This is a genomic window from Streptacidiphilus carbonis, from assembly GCF_000787775.1.
Classification (GTDB): Bacteria; Actinomycetota; Actinomycetes; order Streptomycetales; family Streptomycetaceae; genus Streptacidiphilus; species Streptacidiphilus carbonis.
In genome coordinates this window covers 1-15,722 of record NZ_BBPM01000023.1, presented here as the reverse complement: position 1 = coordinate 15,722, position 15,722 = coordinate 1, and the positions used below count along the sequence as shown (strand labels likewise).

The 15,722-nt window shown below is 71.4% G+C and carries 12 protein-coding genes; 8 read left to right on the top strand and 4 right to left on the bottom strand.

What is annotated here, in order from left to right:
• The first annotated feature begins 80 nt into the window (after positions 1 to 80).
• Genes TR46_RS19370 through TR46_RS38100 form a run of 3 tightly spaced genes read left to right on the top strand, consistent with a single transcriptional unit; the run spans position 81 to position 2,843 of the window.
• Positions 81 to 1,373 (top strand): sensor histidine kinase, encoded by a 1,293-nt coding sequence (locus TR46_RS19370; protein ID WP_236655392.1) that lies wholly within the window; start codon positions 81 to 83, stop codon positions 1,371 to 1,373.
• Positions 1,361 to 2,008 (top strand): response regulator, encoded by a 648-nt coding sequence (locus tag TR46_RS19365; RefSeq protein WP_042402804.1) that lies wholly within the window; start codon positions 1,361 to 1,363, stop codon positions 2,006 to 2,008. The genes TR46_RS19370 and TR46_RS19365 overlap by 13 nt, the downstream gene beginning before the upstream one ends.
• Before the next feature lie 22 nt (positions 2,009 to 2,030).
• Positions 2,031 to 2,843 carry a DUF4097 family beta strand repeat-containing protein gene (locus TR46_RS38100; protein ID WP_084718727.1) on the top strand — a complete coding sequence of 271 codons (813 nt, stop codon included), beginning with the start codon at positions 2,031 to 2,033 and terminating at the stop codon, positions 2,841 to 2,843.
• Positions 2,844 to 2,874: 31 nt separating this feature from the next.
• Here the strand turns inward: TR46_RS38100 and ybiA are convergent, their stop codons facing one another.
• Complete coding sequence (gene ybiA / locus TR46_RS19355; RefSeq protein WP_042402802.1) at positions 2,875 to 3,480, bottom strand: riboflavin biosynthesis intermediates N-glycosidase; 606 nt, start codon at positions 3,478 to 3,480, stop codon at positions 2,875 to 2,877.
• 130 nt (positions 3,481 to 3,610) lie between these two features.
• The gene (locus tag TR46_RS19350; RefSeq protein WP_042402798.1) at positions 3,611 to 5,098 is read right to left on the bottom strand and encodes an MFS transporter; all 1,488 of its coding nucleotides are present in this window, start codon (positions 5,096 to 5,098) and stop codon (positions 3,611 to 3,613) included.
• A gap of 103 nt (positions 5,099 to 5,201) precedes the next feature.
• Here TR46_RS19350 and TR46_RS19345 point away from each other — a divergent pair, with 103 nt between their 5' ends.
• From TR46_RS19345 to ppdK, 3 genes are all read left to right on the top strand, one after another.
• Entirely contained in the window at positions 5,202 to 6,092 is an 891-nt protein-coding gene (locus tag TR46_RS19345; RefSeq protein WP_084718726.1) for a helix-turn-helix transcriptional regulator, read from the top strand.
• Positions 6,093 to 6,173: 81 nt separating this feature from the next.
• Positions 6,174 to 7,331 (top strand): tRNA dihydrouridine synthase DusB, encoded by a 1,158-nt coding sequence (gene dusB / locus TR46_RS19340; RefSeq protein WP_042402796.1) that lies wholly within the window; start codon positions 6,174 to 6,176, stop codon positions 7,329 to 7,331.
• Positions 7,332 to 7,817: 486 nt separating this feature from the next.
• Positions 7,818 to 10,571: a pyruvate, phosphate dikinase gene (gene ppdK / locus TR46_RS19335; RefSeq protein WP_042402793.1), complete on the top strand. Its 2,754-nt coding sequence runs from the start codon at positions 7,818 to 7,820 to the stop codon at positions 10,569 to 10,571.
• 256 nt (positions 10,572 to 10,827) lie between these two features.
• Here ppdK and TR46_RS19330 read toward each other — a convergent pair whose 3' ends face one another.
• A complete protein-coding gene (locus TR46_RS19330) occupies positions 10,828 to 11,514 on the bottom strand; it encodes a GNAT family N-acetyltransferase (RefSeq protein ID WP_042402791.1) in 687 nt (228 codons plus the stop codon).
• 490 nt (positions 11,515 to 12,004) lie between these two features.
• Between TR46_RS19330 and TR46_RS19325 the strand changes: the two genes are divergently transcribed.
• Entirely contained in the window at positions 12,005 to 12,973 is a 969-nt protein-coding gene (locus TR46_RS19325) for a proteasome assembly chaperone family protein (RefSeq protein ID WP_042402789.1), read from the top strand.
• A gap of 57 nt (positions 12,974 to 13,030) precedes the next feature.
• On the opposite strand, the gene TR46_RS19320 is transcribed toward TR46_RS19325, so the two are convergent.
• Positions 13,031 to 14,173, bottom strand: coding sequence for an alpha/beta hydrolase (locus TR46_RS19320; RefSeq protein ID WP_063770625.1), 1,143 nt, complete (start codon positions 14,171 to 14,173; stop codon positions 13,031 to 13,033).
• Positions 14,174 to 14,483: 310 nt separating this feature from the next.
• On the opposite strand from TR46_RS19320, the gene TR46_RS19315 reads away from it, so the two are divergent.
• Positions 14,484 to 15,368: a trypsin-like serine peptidase gene (locus tag TR46_RS19315; protein WP_161790158.1), complete on the top strand. Its 885-nt coding sequence runs from the start codon at positions 14,484 to 14,486 to the stop codon at positions 15,366 to 15,368.
• Positions 15,369 to 15,722 lie beyond the last annotated feature (354 nt).

Genomic DNA, 15,722 nt, shown 5'->3' with positions numbered 1-15,722 from the left:
TGGGGGTGGTGCCAGGTACACCCTGACCCGGACTCAGGGTTCATGGTGGCGCGCTGATCGGCTCTTCTAGGCTCTGACCCATGGCAACGACAACCCCCGGCCCGGCCCGGATGATTCCGCTGCCCGCCTGGCGGACCGTGCTGCGGGTGCTGGGCGGCCCGGTGCTGCTCTGGGGCTGGCAGGAGACCGGCTTCATCGCCGCCGGGGTGCCGTTGGCGGTGCCGACGGTGTGGGCGGCCGTGCTGATGCCCAAGCTGCTGCTCATCGGGGCCGTACTGGTCCTGGGGGTCCTGCTGGGCCTGCTGCCCCTGCTCACCCGGCTGCAGCGGAGCCGGTTCCGGGCCCTGCTGGGCCTGGACATCCCGGAGATCCCCGGACCCGACCAGCCGTTGCGCGGCCGGCAGCGGCTGCGGGTGCTCCGGGCCGAGAGCACCTGGCGGCAGCTGGCCTACCACCTGCTGGCCGGCCCGCTGGTGGCCGCGTTCGCGGTGCTGGTGCTGGCGGGCTGGACCGTCGGCCTGGTGCTGTCCACCGTCTACGCCTGGACGGTGCTGGCGCCGACAGGCAGCCTGGTCGTCAACGAGGGCGGCCGGAGCCTGCTGTGGATGACCGTGCTCGGGGTGCTGCTGCTCTGGACCCTGCCCTGGGCGGCGCTGCTGGTGCGCCAGTTGGACACCAGGGCGGCGGCCGCGCTGCTCGGTCCCAACCGGGCCAGGGAGCTGCAGCGCCGGGTCGAGTCGCTGGCGGAGAGCCGCAGCGAGGTCGTCGACGCGGCCGACGCCGAGCGGCGCAGGATCGAACGCGACCTGCACGACGGCGCCCAGCAGCGGCTCGTGTCCATGGCGATGAACCTGGGCCTGGCCCGGCGGATGCTCAGGGGACTCCCGGTCGACGAGCAGGCGCCGCGGGCCATGGAGGTGATCGAGGAGGCGCACCGCGAGGCGCAGGCCGCCATCGCCGAGCTCCGGGACCTGGTCCGCGGGCTGCACCCGGTGGTGCTGGAGGACCGCGGCCTGGACGCCGCGCTGTCCGGCATCACCGCCCGTGCCCCGCTTCCGGTGCGGCTGACCGTGGAGTTGCAGCAGCGGGCCGCCCCCGCGGTGGAGGCGGTGGCCTACTTCGTGGTCTCCGAGGCGCTGGCGAACATCGCCAAGCACGCCCGCGCCTCGCGGTCCGAGGTGTCGGTGCGGCAGAGTGGCCCGCGCATCGTGATCACCGTCTTCGACGACGGGATCGGCGGTGCGGACCCGGCGAGGGGGACCGGGCTCTCCGGGCTGCGGCAGCGCGCCGCCTCGGTGGACGGGACCCTCGCCGTCAGCAGCCCCTCCGGGGGCCCCACCACTCTCACCGTGGAGTTGCCGTGCGTGCTGTGATCGCCGAGGACTCGGTCCTGCTGCGGGTCGGACTGGTCAAGGTACTGGAGGCGGTCGGCTACGAGGTCGTGGCCGCCGTCGGGGAGGCCGAGGCGCTGCTGGCGGCGGTGGCGGAGCACAGCCCCGATGTGGTGGTGACCGACGTCCGGATGCCGCCGGGCTTCACCGACGAGGGTGTGCGGGCGGCCCTGATGATCCGTCAGCAATGGCCGTCGGTGGCGGTCCTGCTGCTCTCCCAGTACGTGGAGGAGCGCTACGCCGCCGACCTGCTGGTCGGGGACACCCGCGGCGTCGGCTACCTGCTGAAGGAGCGGGTGGCCAATGTGGACGACTTCCTGGACGCCCTGGAGCGGGTCGCCGCCGGCGGTACCGCGCTGGACCCCGAGGTGGTCTCGCAGCTGCTGCTGCGCCGGCAGAGCGGTCCGCTGGACTCGCTGACCCCGCGCGAGCGCGAGGTGCTGTCGCTGATGGCGGAGGGCAGGTCGAACGCGGCCATCGCGCAGACCCTGGTGGTCAGCGAGAGTGCGGTGGCGAAGCACATCAACAACATCTTCATGAAGCTGGCGCTCTCCCCGACCGACGGGGAGCACCGAAGGGTGATGGCGGTGCTGCGCTTCCTGGACCAGCGGCCATGACCGACGAGCAGCAGGGGGCACCATGAACCGAGGCGTGATCACCTTCAACGGGCCGGACTCGCTGAAGCAGAGACTGTGGTGGATCGTCGCGCTGATCACCGCGCTGGTGGTGGCCTGCACCACCGGGCTGGTGCTGGTCGGAAAGCTGGCCCGGCGGGACGCCACGTCCGGCTGGACCAGCAGCCATCCGATCTCGCGGGTGCGGATCAACTCCGCCGGCGGCACGGTCGAGGTCCACGGTGGCAGCACCGGCGGCAAAGTGACGGTTGCTCAGGACATCGGCTGGGTCACCGCCAAGCCGAAGGTGGACTACTCCTGGGACAAGGACACCCTGGTGTTGTCGGTGTCCTGCGGCGGGGGCCCGTTCCTGGGCTCGCTCAACTGCCAGACGGACGTGCGGCTGCAGGTCCCGGCGGGCACCGCGGTCGACGCGGAGTCGGACTCCGGTGCCGTCATGGTCGACGGTGTCTCCGGCGCGGTGAGTCTGCGCTCGCACTCCGGCCCGCTGAACCTCCACGCCGTCAGCGGACCGCTGTGGCTGCGGTCGGATTCGGGCCCGATCGAGGGCGACGGACTGCGGTCGGCGACCGTGACCGCCCGCAGCGCCTCGGGGCCGCTGTCGCTGAACTTCGCCGTCGCGCCGCAGTCGGTCAGCGCCGGGTCGAGTTCTGGCCCGGTCGACGTCCTGCTGCCCAAGCACACCCGTTACCAGGCGACAGCGACCTCCCGCAGCGGTCCGGCCTCGGTGGACGACGGCCTGGACGACCCGGGCAGCAGCGCCACGGTCAGGGCCACCAGCAACTCCGGTCCGGTGGACATCTCCTACGGGTCATGACGCCGGCATTCCGCCGGGTGCACCCGGCGGATCACCGTGCCAGCCGCTCCCGGGCCTCCATCAGCGCGAAGCCCAGCAGGTTCAGCCCGCGCCAGCGCAGCGGGTCGGCGGACCGCTCGTCGTCGGCGGCGAGTCCGATCCCCCAGACCCGGTCCACCGGGCTGGCCTCCACCAGCACCCGGCTCCCGGTCCCGGACAGGTAGGCGCGCAGCACCGGATCCTGCCCGAACTTGGCGACGTTGCCGTCCACCACCAGACCGAACCGCGCAGCCGACCACGCCGCCTCGTCGAAGCCGCGCACCAGCCGTCCGCGCTTCTTCGCCTCGGCCGGCGTCCGGGCCGCGAGGATCCCGGACACCGACTCCTCGTCACCGAAGAGCCGCGCCTTGCCCGCCATCATCCAGTGCTCCGCCGAGGCGTACTCCACCCCGTCCACCACGAACACCGACGGCCACCACTGACTGAGGGCCCCGGCCCCGACGGAACCACCCCCGTCCTCCGGACGGGGGTGCCCCCTCCTCCGGTCCTGGTGCCCCCAGAACATCAGCCACTTCGGCCGCCCGCCCTCGGCCATCACCGCAGCCAACTCCTCCCGGCTGCGCGCCCGCGCCGGATGCCTGCTCTCGGTCGTCGCCATACCCGTGATCCTTCCACCCGCCACCGACACCCGGCCAGGGCTTTCCCGCCCGACCCGCGTACTGGCCCCTAGGCAGCAGGCCCCCACCGGGCGTACCGGTGGGGGGGCCTTGGCTACGGACCGCGCGGCGTCAGCCGATGCGGCGGGGTAGGCGGGTGGAGAGGGCGATGACGGCCAGGGTGAGGACGAACTGGAGGGCCAGCACCAGGGTCAGCGCGTCATGCATGCCGTGGGTGGGGGACAGGGTGAGGAACAGGGTGCCCAGGGTGGCCACGCCGAGGGCGAGGCTGGACTGCTGGGTGGTGGCCAGGATGCCGCCGCCCACGCCCGCGCGCTCGGCCGGGATCTCGGAGAGCACCAGCCGGATCAGCGGGGGCATCACCAGGCCCTGTCCGGTGCCGGCGATGACCATCCCGGGCAGCAGCACCAGCGGGCTGAGGCCGGACCAGTCGGCGGCGACGGTGACGGCCAGCACCAGCAGGCCGAGACCCTGGACGACCGCGCCGGTGCGGATCACCTTGCTGCCGTAGCGGCTCAGCAGCCGCGGTCCGGCCAGCGAGGCGGCGAAGAAGCCGACTGCCATCGGGACCATGGCCACGCCGGAGGCGATCGGGCCCTCGTGCAGGCCGAGCTGCAGCGCCACCGCCATCACCACCATGAAGCCGCCGAAACCGGTGAAGAAGGGGACGGCCATGGTCAGCCCGGTGCGCAGGCCGTTGATGCGCAGCAGCGACAGCGGGATCAGCGGGATGTTCCCGGCCTGCTCCGAGCGGCGCTCGGTGCGGACGAAGGCGTAGCCGAGGAAGGGGACGGCGGCGAGCAGGGTCCAGGTCCACCAGGCCCAGCCGACCGCGCGGCCCTCCATCAGCGGGATCAGCAGCGCCAGCAGCGTGGCGGCCAGCAGGCCGGTGCCGGGCAGGTCCACCTTGGCCGGGTTGGCCGAGCGGGTCTCCGGGACCGAGCGCAGCGCCAGCACCGCGGCGGCCAGGGCGACCGGGACGTTGACCAGGAAGATGAAGCGCCAGCCGGTGCCGAAGAGGTTCGCCGAGAGCAGCACCCCGCCCAGCACCTGGCCGATGACCACCGAGATACCGCCGACCGCGCCGTACACGCCCATGGCGCGGGCCTTGCGCTCGCCCTCGGTGGCGGACTGGATGGTGGCCAGCGCCTGCGGCAGCATCAGCGCCGCCGCCGCGCCCTGCAGTACCCGGGCGCCGACCAGGGCCAGCGCGGTCGGGGCCAGGCCGCAGGCCAGCGAGGTCAGGCCGAAGGCGAGCGAACCGGCGATGAACAGTCGGCGGCGGCCGAAGAGGTCGCCGAGCCGTCCGCCGAGGACGAGCAGCACGGCGTAGGCGATGCCGTAGCCGGCCACGAACAGTTCCAGCGTCGCCGGTCCCGCGACCAGGTCCTTGTCGATGGTGGGCAGGGCGACATTGACGATGAAGAAGTCCAGCATCGGCAGGAAGGCGCCGAGCAGGACGGTGAACAGGCCCAGGGTGCTGAGCCGGGGAACGGACCGGGGCGCTGTGGGCGCCTGCTCGGGAGCGTTGCCGCCGAGCCGGGTGACGGTCGGCAGAACGTTGGCCCTTGTTGCTGGTGCGGTCAGTGGAATAGCCATGGCCACTACTTTCCGCCTCGGCTTAGCCTGGTACCAGTGTCTGGTTATCCAGGTATTGAGAGTACCTGGCACAGGGATGTCATAAGGGTGCATCCTGGTAGACATGGCCACCCCATCAGCCTCCGCCACCGCCCCGCTCGAACTGCTCCGGTCCACCGCCCCGGACGACGTCCGCCGTCGTGAGCTCGCGGGATTCCTCCGCAGCCGCCGCGAGCGGATCTCGCCGGAGCAGGTCGGGCTGCCCGCGGTCGGCCGCCGCCGGACGCCGGGGCTGCGCCGCGAGGAGGTGGCGCAGCTCGCCGCTGTCGGTGTCACCTGGTACACCTGGCTGGAGCAGGCCCGGGACATCCAGGTCTCCCCACAGGTCCTGGACGCCATCTCGCGCGCCCTGCTGCTCGACCCCAATGAGCGGCAGCACCTGTTCATCCTGGCCGGGACCCCCGACCCGACGCCGGTGCCGACCTGCCCGACGGTAACCCCCTCGGTCACCGCGATGATGAAGCAACTGGAACCGTTCCCCTGCGTGGCGGTGAACAATCGCTACGACGTGCTCGCCTACAACAGCACCTACCGGCTGCTGATCACCGACCTGGACGAGATCGCGCCGCAGGACCGCAACCTCATGCTGCTCGCCTTCACCCACCCGGACTGGAAGCGCGGCCTGGTCGACTACCAGCAGGCGACCGCCATGATGGTGGCCAAGTTCCGCAGTGCGATGGCCGACCACGTCGCCGAGCCGGCCTGGAAGGCGCTGCTCAAGCGGCTGCGGCTGGCCTCGCCCGAGTTCGACGCGCAGTGGCAGCAGCACGAGGTGGGCATGAACTACAACGGCGAGAAGCGCTTCCTGAACCCCCGGGTCGGGCTGCTGCACCTCGACTTCACCACGCTCTGGCTGGGCCCGCGCCCCAGTACCCGGCTGATCAGCTACACCCCCGCCGACGAGGAGACCCGGGAACGGGTCGAGCGGCTGCACCGGCTGGCCGCCGAGGGCTGAGCGTCGGGTCCGCCCGCCGCCGGGTGGGACAATGGGGGGTCTGCCCGCAGATGAGTAGCCCGCTGCCAGGAAGAGCGAGAGATGACCACGACCGTCGAAGCCCCCGCAACCGCCCCGCTGAAGCTGGGTGGCATCCAGGTGTGGCCCCCGGTCGTGCTGGCGCCGATGGCCGGCATCACCAACGCCCCCTTCCGCACCCTGTGCCGTGAGCAGTCCGGCGGCAAGGGCCTGTTCGTCTCCGAGATGATCACCACCCGGGCGCTGGTCGAGCGGGACCGCAAGACCATGCGGCTGATCGGCTTCGACGCCTCCGAGACGCCCCGCTCCATCCAGCTGTACGGGGTGGACCCGGTCACCGTCGGCCGCGCGGTCCGCATGATCGCGGACGAGGACCTGGCCGACCACATCGACCTCAACTTCGGCTGCCCGGTCCCCAAGGTCACCCGCAAGGGCGGCGGCTCCGCGCTGCCGTACAAGCGGAACCTGCTGCGGGACATCCTGCGCCAGGCGGTGGGCAACGCCGGCGGGCTGCCGGTGACCATGAAGATGCGCAAGGGCATCGACGACGACCACATGACCTACCTGGACGCCGGCCGGATCGGCGCGGAGGAGGGCGTGTCCGCGATCGCGCTGCACGGGCGCACCGCGATCCAGCACTACAGCGGGGTCGCCGACTGGTCCGCCATCGCCCGGCTGCGCGAGTCCGTGCCGGCCGAGGTCCCGGTGCTGGGCAACGGCGACATCTGGTCGGCCGACGACGCGGTCCGGATGGTCCGCGAGACCGGCTGCGACGGCGTGGTGGTCGGACGCGGCTGCCTGGGCCGCCCCTGGCTGTTCAAGGAGCTGGTCAGCGTCTTCGAAGGGGAGACCCGGTACGCCCGCCCTGACTTCTCCTACGTCGCCGGGGTGATGCACCGCCACGCCCAACTGCTGGGCGAGTGGATCGGCGACGAGAAGCACGGCGTGGTGGACTTCCGCAAGCACGTGGCCTGGTACACCAAGGGCTTCTCGGTCGGCTCCGAGCTGCGCAGGGCCCTGGCGCTGGCCTCCTCGCTGGACGAGCTGGCCGAGCACCTCGCCGCGGTGGACCAGGACCAGCGCTGGCCCGAGAGCGCCGACGGCCCGCGCGGACGCACTTCGGGGGCGAACCGGGTGGTGCTCCCGGAGGGCTGGCTGGACGACCCCTACGACTGCGCCGTACCCAGTGCGGACGCCGAGCTGGACACCAGCGGAGGCTGAGGCTCAGCGCTCCAGCCTCCCGGGGGGCGATCCCCCGTACCCCCGCGTGAACCCCGCGGCGGCGGGGCTGGTGTCTAAGGGCTCATCCCAGTGGACCGCAGCGAAACTACGTCCGACATGTGGCCGGAGGCGTGCGGAGGCACGTGACTCTGGCCACACTGCTGCTCACTTTGCGTCAGAAGGACGTAAAAGCGCAGGTGGACCGGGGGGTGAAACGGATCCCGAACGTGCCCGCGTCAGTGGACGGCAGATGCGTGCAGACAATCAAGGCAGGGCAACGGCTGCGATACCGATCATGAACGCAGAGTAGCGGCGGTGTGATCTTGCGGTTTCGGACCGTTCAACCTTTGAAGGCGGGCTAACGTCAGGGCGACGATTTCGGTTTCCTAGGCGAAGGCCGATTCGGTGCATTCGATCTAGCGGGTTACCCGTCGGTACAAACCACTGACGGCCCAACGGGGGCGCTGAAGCGCCTTTGATCTGGGTATGTTTCCGGTCGTCAGGGCAACCGTGCGGCAGGAGAACAGACCCGTGTCGGCAGAGCAGAAATTCGTTTACGACTTCACCGAGGGCAACAAGGATCTGAAGGACCTGCTCGGCGGGAAGGGTGCGAACCTCGCCGAGATGACCAACCTCGGCCTCCCGGTCCCTCCCGGGTTCACCATCACCACCGAGGCCTGCAAGGTCTACCTGGAGACCGGTGACGAGCCGGCCTCGCTCCGCGCCGAGGTGAGTGCGCACCTCGACGCGCTGGAGCAGCAGATGGGCAAGCGGCTCGGCGACTCGGCCGACCCGCTGCTGGTCTCGGTCCGTTCGGGTGCCAAGTTCTCCATGCCCGGGATGATGGACACGGTCCTCAACATCGGCCTGTCCGACGCCTCGGTGAGCGGCCTGGCCGCCCAGTCCGGCAACGACCGCTTCGCCTGGGACTCCTACCGCCGCCTGATCCAGATGTTCGGCAAGACCGTGCTGGGCGTCGAGGGCGACCGCTTCGAGGAGGCCCTGGAGCGGGTCAAGCAGGCCAAGGGCACCGACGACGACCTGGACCTGGACGCCGCCGACCTCAAGTCGATCGTCGAGGACTTCAAGGGCATCGTCCGCGACCACACCGGCCGTGACTTCCCGCAGGACCCGCGCGAGCAGATGGACCTCGCCGTCCACGCCGTCTTCGACAGCTGGAACAGCGACCGGGCCAAGCTCTACCGCCGCCAGGAGCGCATCCCCGGCGACCTGGCCACCGCGGTCAACATCTGCTCCATGGTCTTCGGCAACCTGGGCGCCGACTCCGGCACCGGCGTCGCCTTCACCCGCGACCCGGCCAGCGGCCACCAGGGCGTCTACGGCGACTACCTGCAGAACGCGCAGGGCGAGGACGTGGTCGCCGGCATCCGCAACACCATGCAGCTGGCCGAGCTGGAGGGCCTGGACAAGACCTCCTACGACCAGCTGATGTCCATCATGGAGACCCTGGAGAACCACTACCGGGACCTCTGCGACATCGAGTTCACCATCGAGCGCGGCAAGCTGTGGATGCTGCAGACCCGGGTCGGCAAGCGCACCGCCGCGGCGGCCTTCCGGATCGCCGTCCAGCTGGTCGACCAGGGCCTGATCGACCTGGACGAGGCGCTGCACCGGGTCACCGGCGGCCAGCTGGCCCAGCTGATGTTCCCCCGCTTCGACGAGAAGACCAAGGCCGAGCGCGTGGCCTGGGGCATCGCCGCCTCGCCCGGCGCGGCCGTCGGCAAGGCGGTCTTCGACTCCTACACCGCGGTCAAGTGGTCCCGCTCCGGCGAGCAGGTGATCCTGGTGCGCCGGGAGACCAACCCGGACGACCTGGACGGCATGATCGCCGCCGAGGGCATCCTGACCTCGCGCGGCGGCAAGACCTCGCACGCGGCCGTGGTCGCCCGCGGCATGGGCAAGACCTGTGTCTGCGGCGCCGAGGAGCTGGAGGTCGACACCAAGAAGCGCCGCTTCACCACCGCCGACGGCAAGGTGGTGGAGGAGGGCGACCTGATCTCCATCGACGGCTCCACCGGCAGGGTCTACCTGGGCGAGGTCCCGGTGGTCCCCTCCCCGGTGGTGGAGTACTTCGAGGGCACCCTGCACGCCGGCGCCGACGAGGAGGGCGGCCTGGTCCAGGCGGTGCACCGGCTGATGGCCCACGCCGACGTCCGCCGCAAGCTCCGGGTCCGGGCCAATGCCGACAACGCGGACGACGCCAACCGCGCCCGCCGCTTCGGCGCCCAGGGCATCGGTCTGTGCCGCACCGAGCACATGTTCCTCGGCGAGGAGCGGCGCAGGGAGGTCGAGCACCTGATCCTGGCCGACAACGACAAGGACCGCGAGGCGGCCCTGGCGACGCTGATGCCGCTGCAGAAGGGCGACTTCGTCGAGCTGTTCCAGGCCATGGACGGGCTGCCGGTCACCGTGCGGCTGCTCGACCCGCCGCTGCACGAGTTCCTGCCCGACATCACCGAACTGTCGGTGCGGGTCGCCCTCGCCGAGGCCCGCAAGGACCCCAACGAGAACGACCTGCGGCTGCTCCAGGCCGTGCACAAGCTGCACGAGGCCAACCCGATGCTGGGACTGCGCGGGGTACGCCTCGGCCTGGTCATCCCTGGTCTGTTCGGGATGCAGGTGCGGGCCATCGCCGAGGCCGCCGCCGAGCGCCGCCGCGGCGGCGGGGACCCCCGCCCCGAGGTGATGATCCCGCTGGTCGGGACGGTGCAGGAGCTGGAGATAGTGCGGGACGAGTGCGAGCAGGTGCTGCGCGAGGTCCAGGACGCCACCGGCGTCAAGCTGGACATCAAGCTCGGCACCATGATCGAGCTGCCCCGGGCCGCGCTGACCGCCGGTCAGATCGCCGAGGCGGCGGAGTTCTTCTCCTTCGGCACCAACGACCTGACCCAGACGGTGTGGGGCTTCTCCCGGGACGACGTGGAGGCCTCCTTCTTCACCGCCTACCTGGAGAAGGGCATCTTCGGGGTCTCCCCCTTCGAGACCATCGACCGCGACGGCGTCGGCGCCCTGGTCAAGCACGCCGTACGGGAGGGCCGGGCGACCCGCCCCGACCTCAAGCTCGGCGTCTGCGGCGAGCACGGCGGCGACCCCGAGTCGGTCCACTTCTTCCACCACGCCGGGCTGGACTACGTGTCCTGCTCGCCCTTCCGGATCCCGGTGGCGCGCCTGGAAGCAGGTCGCGCCGCCATCGAGACCGCGGGCAGCGACTCGCGCTGACGCACCCTCATCGGAGCCCCTCACTCCGGTGTCAGCGCGAGGCAACCCCTCCTGAACACCCCCGTCCCCGACCAAGGATGAGGGCCAGGAGGGGGCTGCCCGCCCCCGTCGCCCACCGCCACCCTTGACCGGGCGCGCTGCGCGCGACACCCCCAGTGCACGGCGGTGCTCGGCGCAGAGTTCCCGCCGTACGGCCGGGGCGGTCGGACGGACAATGGCGTCCGTTCGACCGCCCCGGTCTCCTTTTGTACTTCCGCTACGCGGAGATCAGCGGTCTGGCCGGTTCGATCTGGATCCGCGGGGTGCTGACCCGCAGCTCCAGCCGGACCCTGGCGGCAGGCCACTCCTCGTCCAGGATCGAGTAGAACGCGGTGCCCCGGACCAGGCCGTCGAGCCCCCTGGTGTGGGCCCGGTGCACCCCCTCCAGCACCGCGCCCAGGCCCTCGATCGCCGCCCGGGAGCGGGCGTTGCGGGCGTCGGCGCGCATGGAGATCCGGCGCACGCCCCAGACGTCGAAGGCATGACGCAGCATCAGCAGCTTGGCCTCGGTGTTGATGCCGGTACCCTGTGCCCGCGCGGACAGCCAGGTGGCGCCGATCTCGGCCGCGTCCGGCACCGCGGACCACGGGTCGCCGACCGGCCCGCGAGGGGCCGGCGGCCAGATCACCGGACCCTGCCAGTAGTCCAGCTCGCAGAACCGGGTCGAGCCGACCACCGCGCCGTCGCTGACCCGCACGGTGGCGAAGGGCACCGCGCGGCCGGCCTCCTGCGCGGCCAGGGCGTCCGCCACGTAGCGGGCGGTCGCCTCGATCCCGTGCGGGACGGGGGTGAAGGCATAACTGCTGCGGTCCTCCGCGGCGGCCGCGGCGAGGGATTCGATGTGACGCACGTCGAGCGGCTCCAGCCGCACCGAGCGGCCGTGGAGCAAGACAGGTACGGGCACGGGCCTTGTGTCCTTCAGGCGGCGGGACATGGGGGTGCGCCCAGCGGTTCCGGGTACGGCGACGGAGCGCGTCAGCCGTGGCGGCGCGGGGAGCGGGGGGACAGTCTCTGTCCGGGAAATGGCCGAGGAAGGAACGTGTGCGCGAAGGACAGCGGGCGGCCAGGTGAAGGCAAGGTGCGATACGGGGGTGCTGCTGGGTCGTGCGTGGGTACAGCTGTGGCAAGGTCTGCCGACGGCAGCGATGCGGTGCAGCGAGAGGACCATACCCGCACTCGACGCCCAAGTCACTCCGGCTCGCGGGACGCCTTATGGCGTGGTCACGGACGGGTGGTGAGGTGTGGGGGTCCGAGGGGGCGCTCCCTCGACGGGTTTGGGTGCTCCGGCTGGCACAACGGCTCCGGTGCGGCTCCGATTCGGGAATACTGCGCTGGTCGGGGATGCTGGTGGCTGTGTAGGACTTTGGCCGCAGTAGAGGGAGATTGGGTTCACCGTGCTTGATCCGAAGGCGCTGTACGCATTCGAGCCGCAGGCCCTGGAGGCCGTCGAGGCGGCCTTCGGCGCGGGCGCGCACGGGGGCGCCGGGGAGAGCTCCGGCACCGGACCCGTGCTGCTGCACTTCTTCGAGGGCTTCATGGACGCCGGCGAGGTCGGCGAGCAGGTCGTCGACCATCTGCTGGACGATCCCGAGCGCAAGCTGCTGGTCCGCTTCGACGCCGACCGGCTGGTCGACTACCGGGCCCGGCGCCCCGCGATGGTCTTCGACCGGGACCGGTGGACCTCCTACGACGCCCCCGCCATCGACCTCTTCCTGCTGCACGACTCGGCCGGTGCGCCGTTCCTGCTGCTCAGCGGCCCGGAGCCGGACGTCGAGTGGGAGCGCTTCGCCATCGCCGTGCGCCAGGTGGTGGAGCAGCTGGGCGTCCGGCTCACCGTGAACTTCCACGGCATCCCCATGGGCGTGCCGCACACCCGCCCGGTCGGGCTGACCCCGCACGGCAGCCGCGAGGACCTGCTCGGCCTCTATCCGCGCTGGTTCGAGAAGGTTCAGGTGCCGGCCAGCGTCGCGGCGATGCTGGAGTACCGGCTGGCCGAGTCCGGGCACGACGTGCTGGGCTTCGCTGCGCACGTCCCGCACTACCTGGCGCGCACCCCCTACCCGCAGGCCGCGGTCGCGGTGCTGGAGGCCGTCCAGGCGGCGACCGGGCTGGTGCTGCCGGGGGTGTCGCTGCGGGCCAAGCTGGACGAGGTGCGCACCGACATCGACCAGCAGATCGCCGAGGGCGACGACGAGCTGCGCGGGGCCGTCCTCGGCCTGGAGCAGCAGTACGACGCCGCGGCGGGTGCCACGGACCGCGAGAGCCTGCTGGCCGAGCCGACCGACCTGCCCTCGGCGGACGAGCTCGGCCGCGCCTTCGAGGCCTTCCTCGCCGAGCAGGGCGACACCCCGGGAGCCGAGTAGCCTCCCAGGGAACTGAGCAGCCCCGCGGCGCCGGGAACCTCCCCGGCGCCGTGAACCTCAGTGCGCCGGCCCGGCGGAGTGCTTGGGCGACGGCAGCGGATGCTTGGGCTGCGGCTTGGGCGCCGGTTTCTTGGGCGGGGCGAGGACCCGGGCGGGGTCGAGGTTGTCGCTCATCCAGTGCAGCTCGGTCGGAAGCAGCCGCACCCAGGTGTTGGGGCTGTGGCCCCCTGTCGCCAGCACCAGCGGCTCGGCCACCAGGGTCGGCGGGATGGCCACCCGCTGCAGCGCGGTCAGGTTGGACGGGGGGCTGGAGTGGTCCTTCGCGGCGGTGGCCAGGAAGATCCACACCCGTGGCCACTTGTCCGCAAGCGCCAGCGGACTGTTGGCCTTGCGCAGGACCGGGTCCTTCAGCACCGCCGAGTCGCCGGCGAAGGAGTCGGGGCTCATCGCCGCGGCGACGGCGAAGCTGGCCGGGTACTGCATGGCGAGCTTCACCGAGCACAGTCCGCCGGTGGAGTAGCCGAGCATTCCCCAGGCCTTGGCCTCGGGCAGTACCCGGAACTGGCTGCGGATCAGCTCCGGCACGTCCTTGGCCAGCCAGGTGGCGTTCTTCCTGGTGGGGGTGTCGCTGCAGTCCGTGTCGACGCCGCCGGGATCGATCACCGGGATCACCACGACGGCCGGCTTGACCTGACCGGAGGCCATCAGCTTGGCGATCATGCCGGGCATGTTCAGGCCCTCGACCCAGGACAGCGGCGAGCCGGGGATGCCGTGCAGCAGCATGATCACCGGAAAGCTCTTGGTGCGGTTCTGTCGCTCGTCGTACTGCGGCGGCGTCCAGACCAGGACCTGGCCGGAGAGCTTGGAGTGCTCGCCGTGCACATAGGTCTCCAGCAGGCCGTTGCCGGAGCGGGTGAACATGGCCCGGCCCGGCGGCGGTCCCGGCATCGCGGCCATCTGGGTGCCGTTGTCCCGGCCGAGCAGGTCGTTCCAGTCCGTGTAGAGGCCGTAGCTGTTGTTGATCCAGGCGGCCACCACGGCGATCGCGGTGATCTGGCAGATCGCGATCATGACGACCCTGGTCAGCCAGCGCACCGGCCGCGGCCCGCGGACGGCGCCCCAGGCGAAGAGCGTGGCCACCATGGCCAGCACGGTGGCGGCGATGAGGACGTAGAAGAACGCTGTCCCGGTCAGGCTCATCTGGGTCAGGCTCCCTGCGCGGTCGACATGCGATGGTCCGGGGGCTGGGGCCCATCCGTTCGTATTGGCACCTTAACCGACCGAAGTGGGCCGATTGTCCGAAGAGGGTAAGAGTGCAGGCCCGTGGCAGCTTGGGCACTGTTGACGGGTACGGCATAATGCCGGAAAACGGGCGCGCAAGCCGTTTATGACGACTCGTCGCCTTACCGGGGTCAAGAAGTCGGCCCGGTTCGACCGCGCCGGTGTACGGGCCGACCGTCGATGCATATCATTCCGACCCATTAGTTTGTTCGGAGAGGAGCACATCGACGTGTCACGTGCGCAGTTGCGTGTGCTCACCCGCGTCGTCGGGCTCGTCGCCTTCACGGTCTGCTTCGCCCTGGTGCTCGAGTACAGCCAGGGCAGGACGGGCGCGGCGACGCCGGCCGACCCGCCGCGGTCCGCGCCCGCCGCTGACGCCTCGGTGGTGGTGCCCGCGGTCCTCGCCGGACCGCGGGCCGCGGCCGCGGCCGGGAGCGACGTCAGCTTCGCCGGGCTGCCGAGCGTCGGCGTGCTCATCGGCGCGCCCGGGTCGACCGGGCCGGACAGCCACCACTTCTGCACCGCCAGTGTGGTGGACAGCCCCGGCGGCGATGTGGTGGCGACTGCGGCGCACTGCGTGGTGCAACCCGGGAGCGGCTCGGCCGCGCCCGGGCCGGTGGTGTTCCTGCCCGGCTACCACGACCAGCAGAAGCCCTACGGCGAGTGGGCCTCCTCGCGGATCCTGGTCGATCCGCGCTGGGTCGCGGACGGGAACCCGGACTACGACATCGCCTTCCTGGTGGTCCACCGTGAGGACGACCCCTCGGCCCGGCTCTCGGACCTGGTCGGCGCCGAGCAGATCGAGTTCGGGGCGCGGCTGCCGCAGCCGGTGGGCGTGATCGGCTACCCCACGGCCGCGGAGCGGCCGGTGGCCTGCCACAACACGCTGAAGCCGTACTCGGACACCCAGTCCGAGTTCGACTGCCCCGGCTTCGCCGACGGGAGCAGCGGCGGCCCGATGCTGACCGGAATCGACCCCCGAACCGGCCGGGGCACCCTGGTCGGCGTCATAGGCGGCTACGAACAGGGCGGCTACTCCGACTCCGTCTCCTACGCCAGCGCCTTCACCCCCGCCGTCAAGGCCCTCTACCAACAGGCCACAACCCCCGGCTGACGCCGCCCAGCCGTTCCGGGCGAGTCTCGGCCTGCGTGCTGTGAATCCGGTTGACGCTCGCCGCCGGTTCGGGTGAGTCTCGGGCTGCGTGTTGTCGGGGGCGACCCCTCCGTGCCCCCGCGAACCTCCTCGTGGTTGACGTTCGCCGCCGGTTCAGGTGAGTCTCGGGAAACCAGGCGTGACGGGCGTGCAACTGGTTGGAAACACCTGTCCGGCAGGCTGGGTGTCATGAAGCCGACCGACTCCACACCCGACGAGGGCCCGCTCGGCAGCAGCCACGCCGAGCTGATCGCGGAGATGGCCCACCGCTTCACGCCGCGCCCCGCGGCCCGGCGCCTGCGCCCCGCCCCGCGC

Coding starts and splice junctions, on each gene's coding strand:
- dusB (WP_042402796.1), top strand. CDS start 6,174: ATGACCACGACCGTCGAAGCCCCCGCAACCGCCCCGCTGAAGCTGGGT.
- TR46_RS19345 (WP_084718726.1), top strand. CDS start 5,202: ATGGCCACCCCATCAGCCTCCGCCACCGCCCCGCTCGAACTGCTCCGG.
- TR46_RS19320 (WP_063770625.1), bottom strand. CDS start 14,173: ATGAGCCTGACCGGGACAGCGTTCTTCTACGTCCTCATCGCCGCCACC.
- TR46_RS38100 (WP_084718727.1), top strand. CDS start 2,031: ATGAACCGAGGCGTGATCACCTTCAACGGGCCGGACTCGCTGAAGCAG.
- TR46_RS19350 (WP_042402798.1), bottom strand. CDS start 5,098: ATGGCTATTCCACTGACCGCACCAGCAACAAGGGCCAACGTTCTGCCG.
- TR46_RS19370 (WP_236655392.1), top strand. CDS start 81: ATGGCAACGACAACCCCCGGCCCGGCCCGGATGATTCCGCTGCCCGCC.
- ppdK (WP_042402793.1), top strand. CDS start 7,818: ATGTTTCCGGTCGTCAGGGCAACCGTGCGGCAGGAGAACAGACCCGTG.
- ybiA (WP_042402802.1), bottom strand. CDS start 3,480: ATGGCGACGACCGAGAGCAGGCATCCGGCGCGGGCGCGCAGCCGGGAG.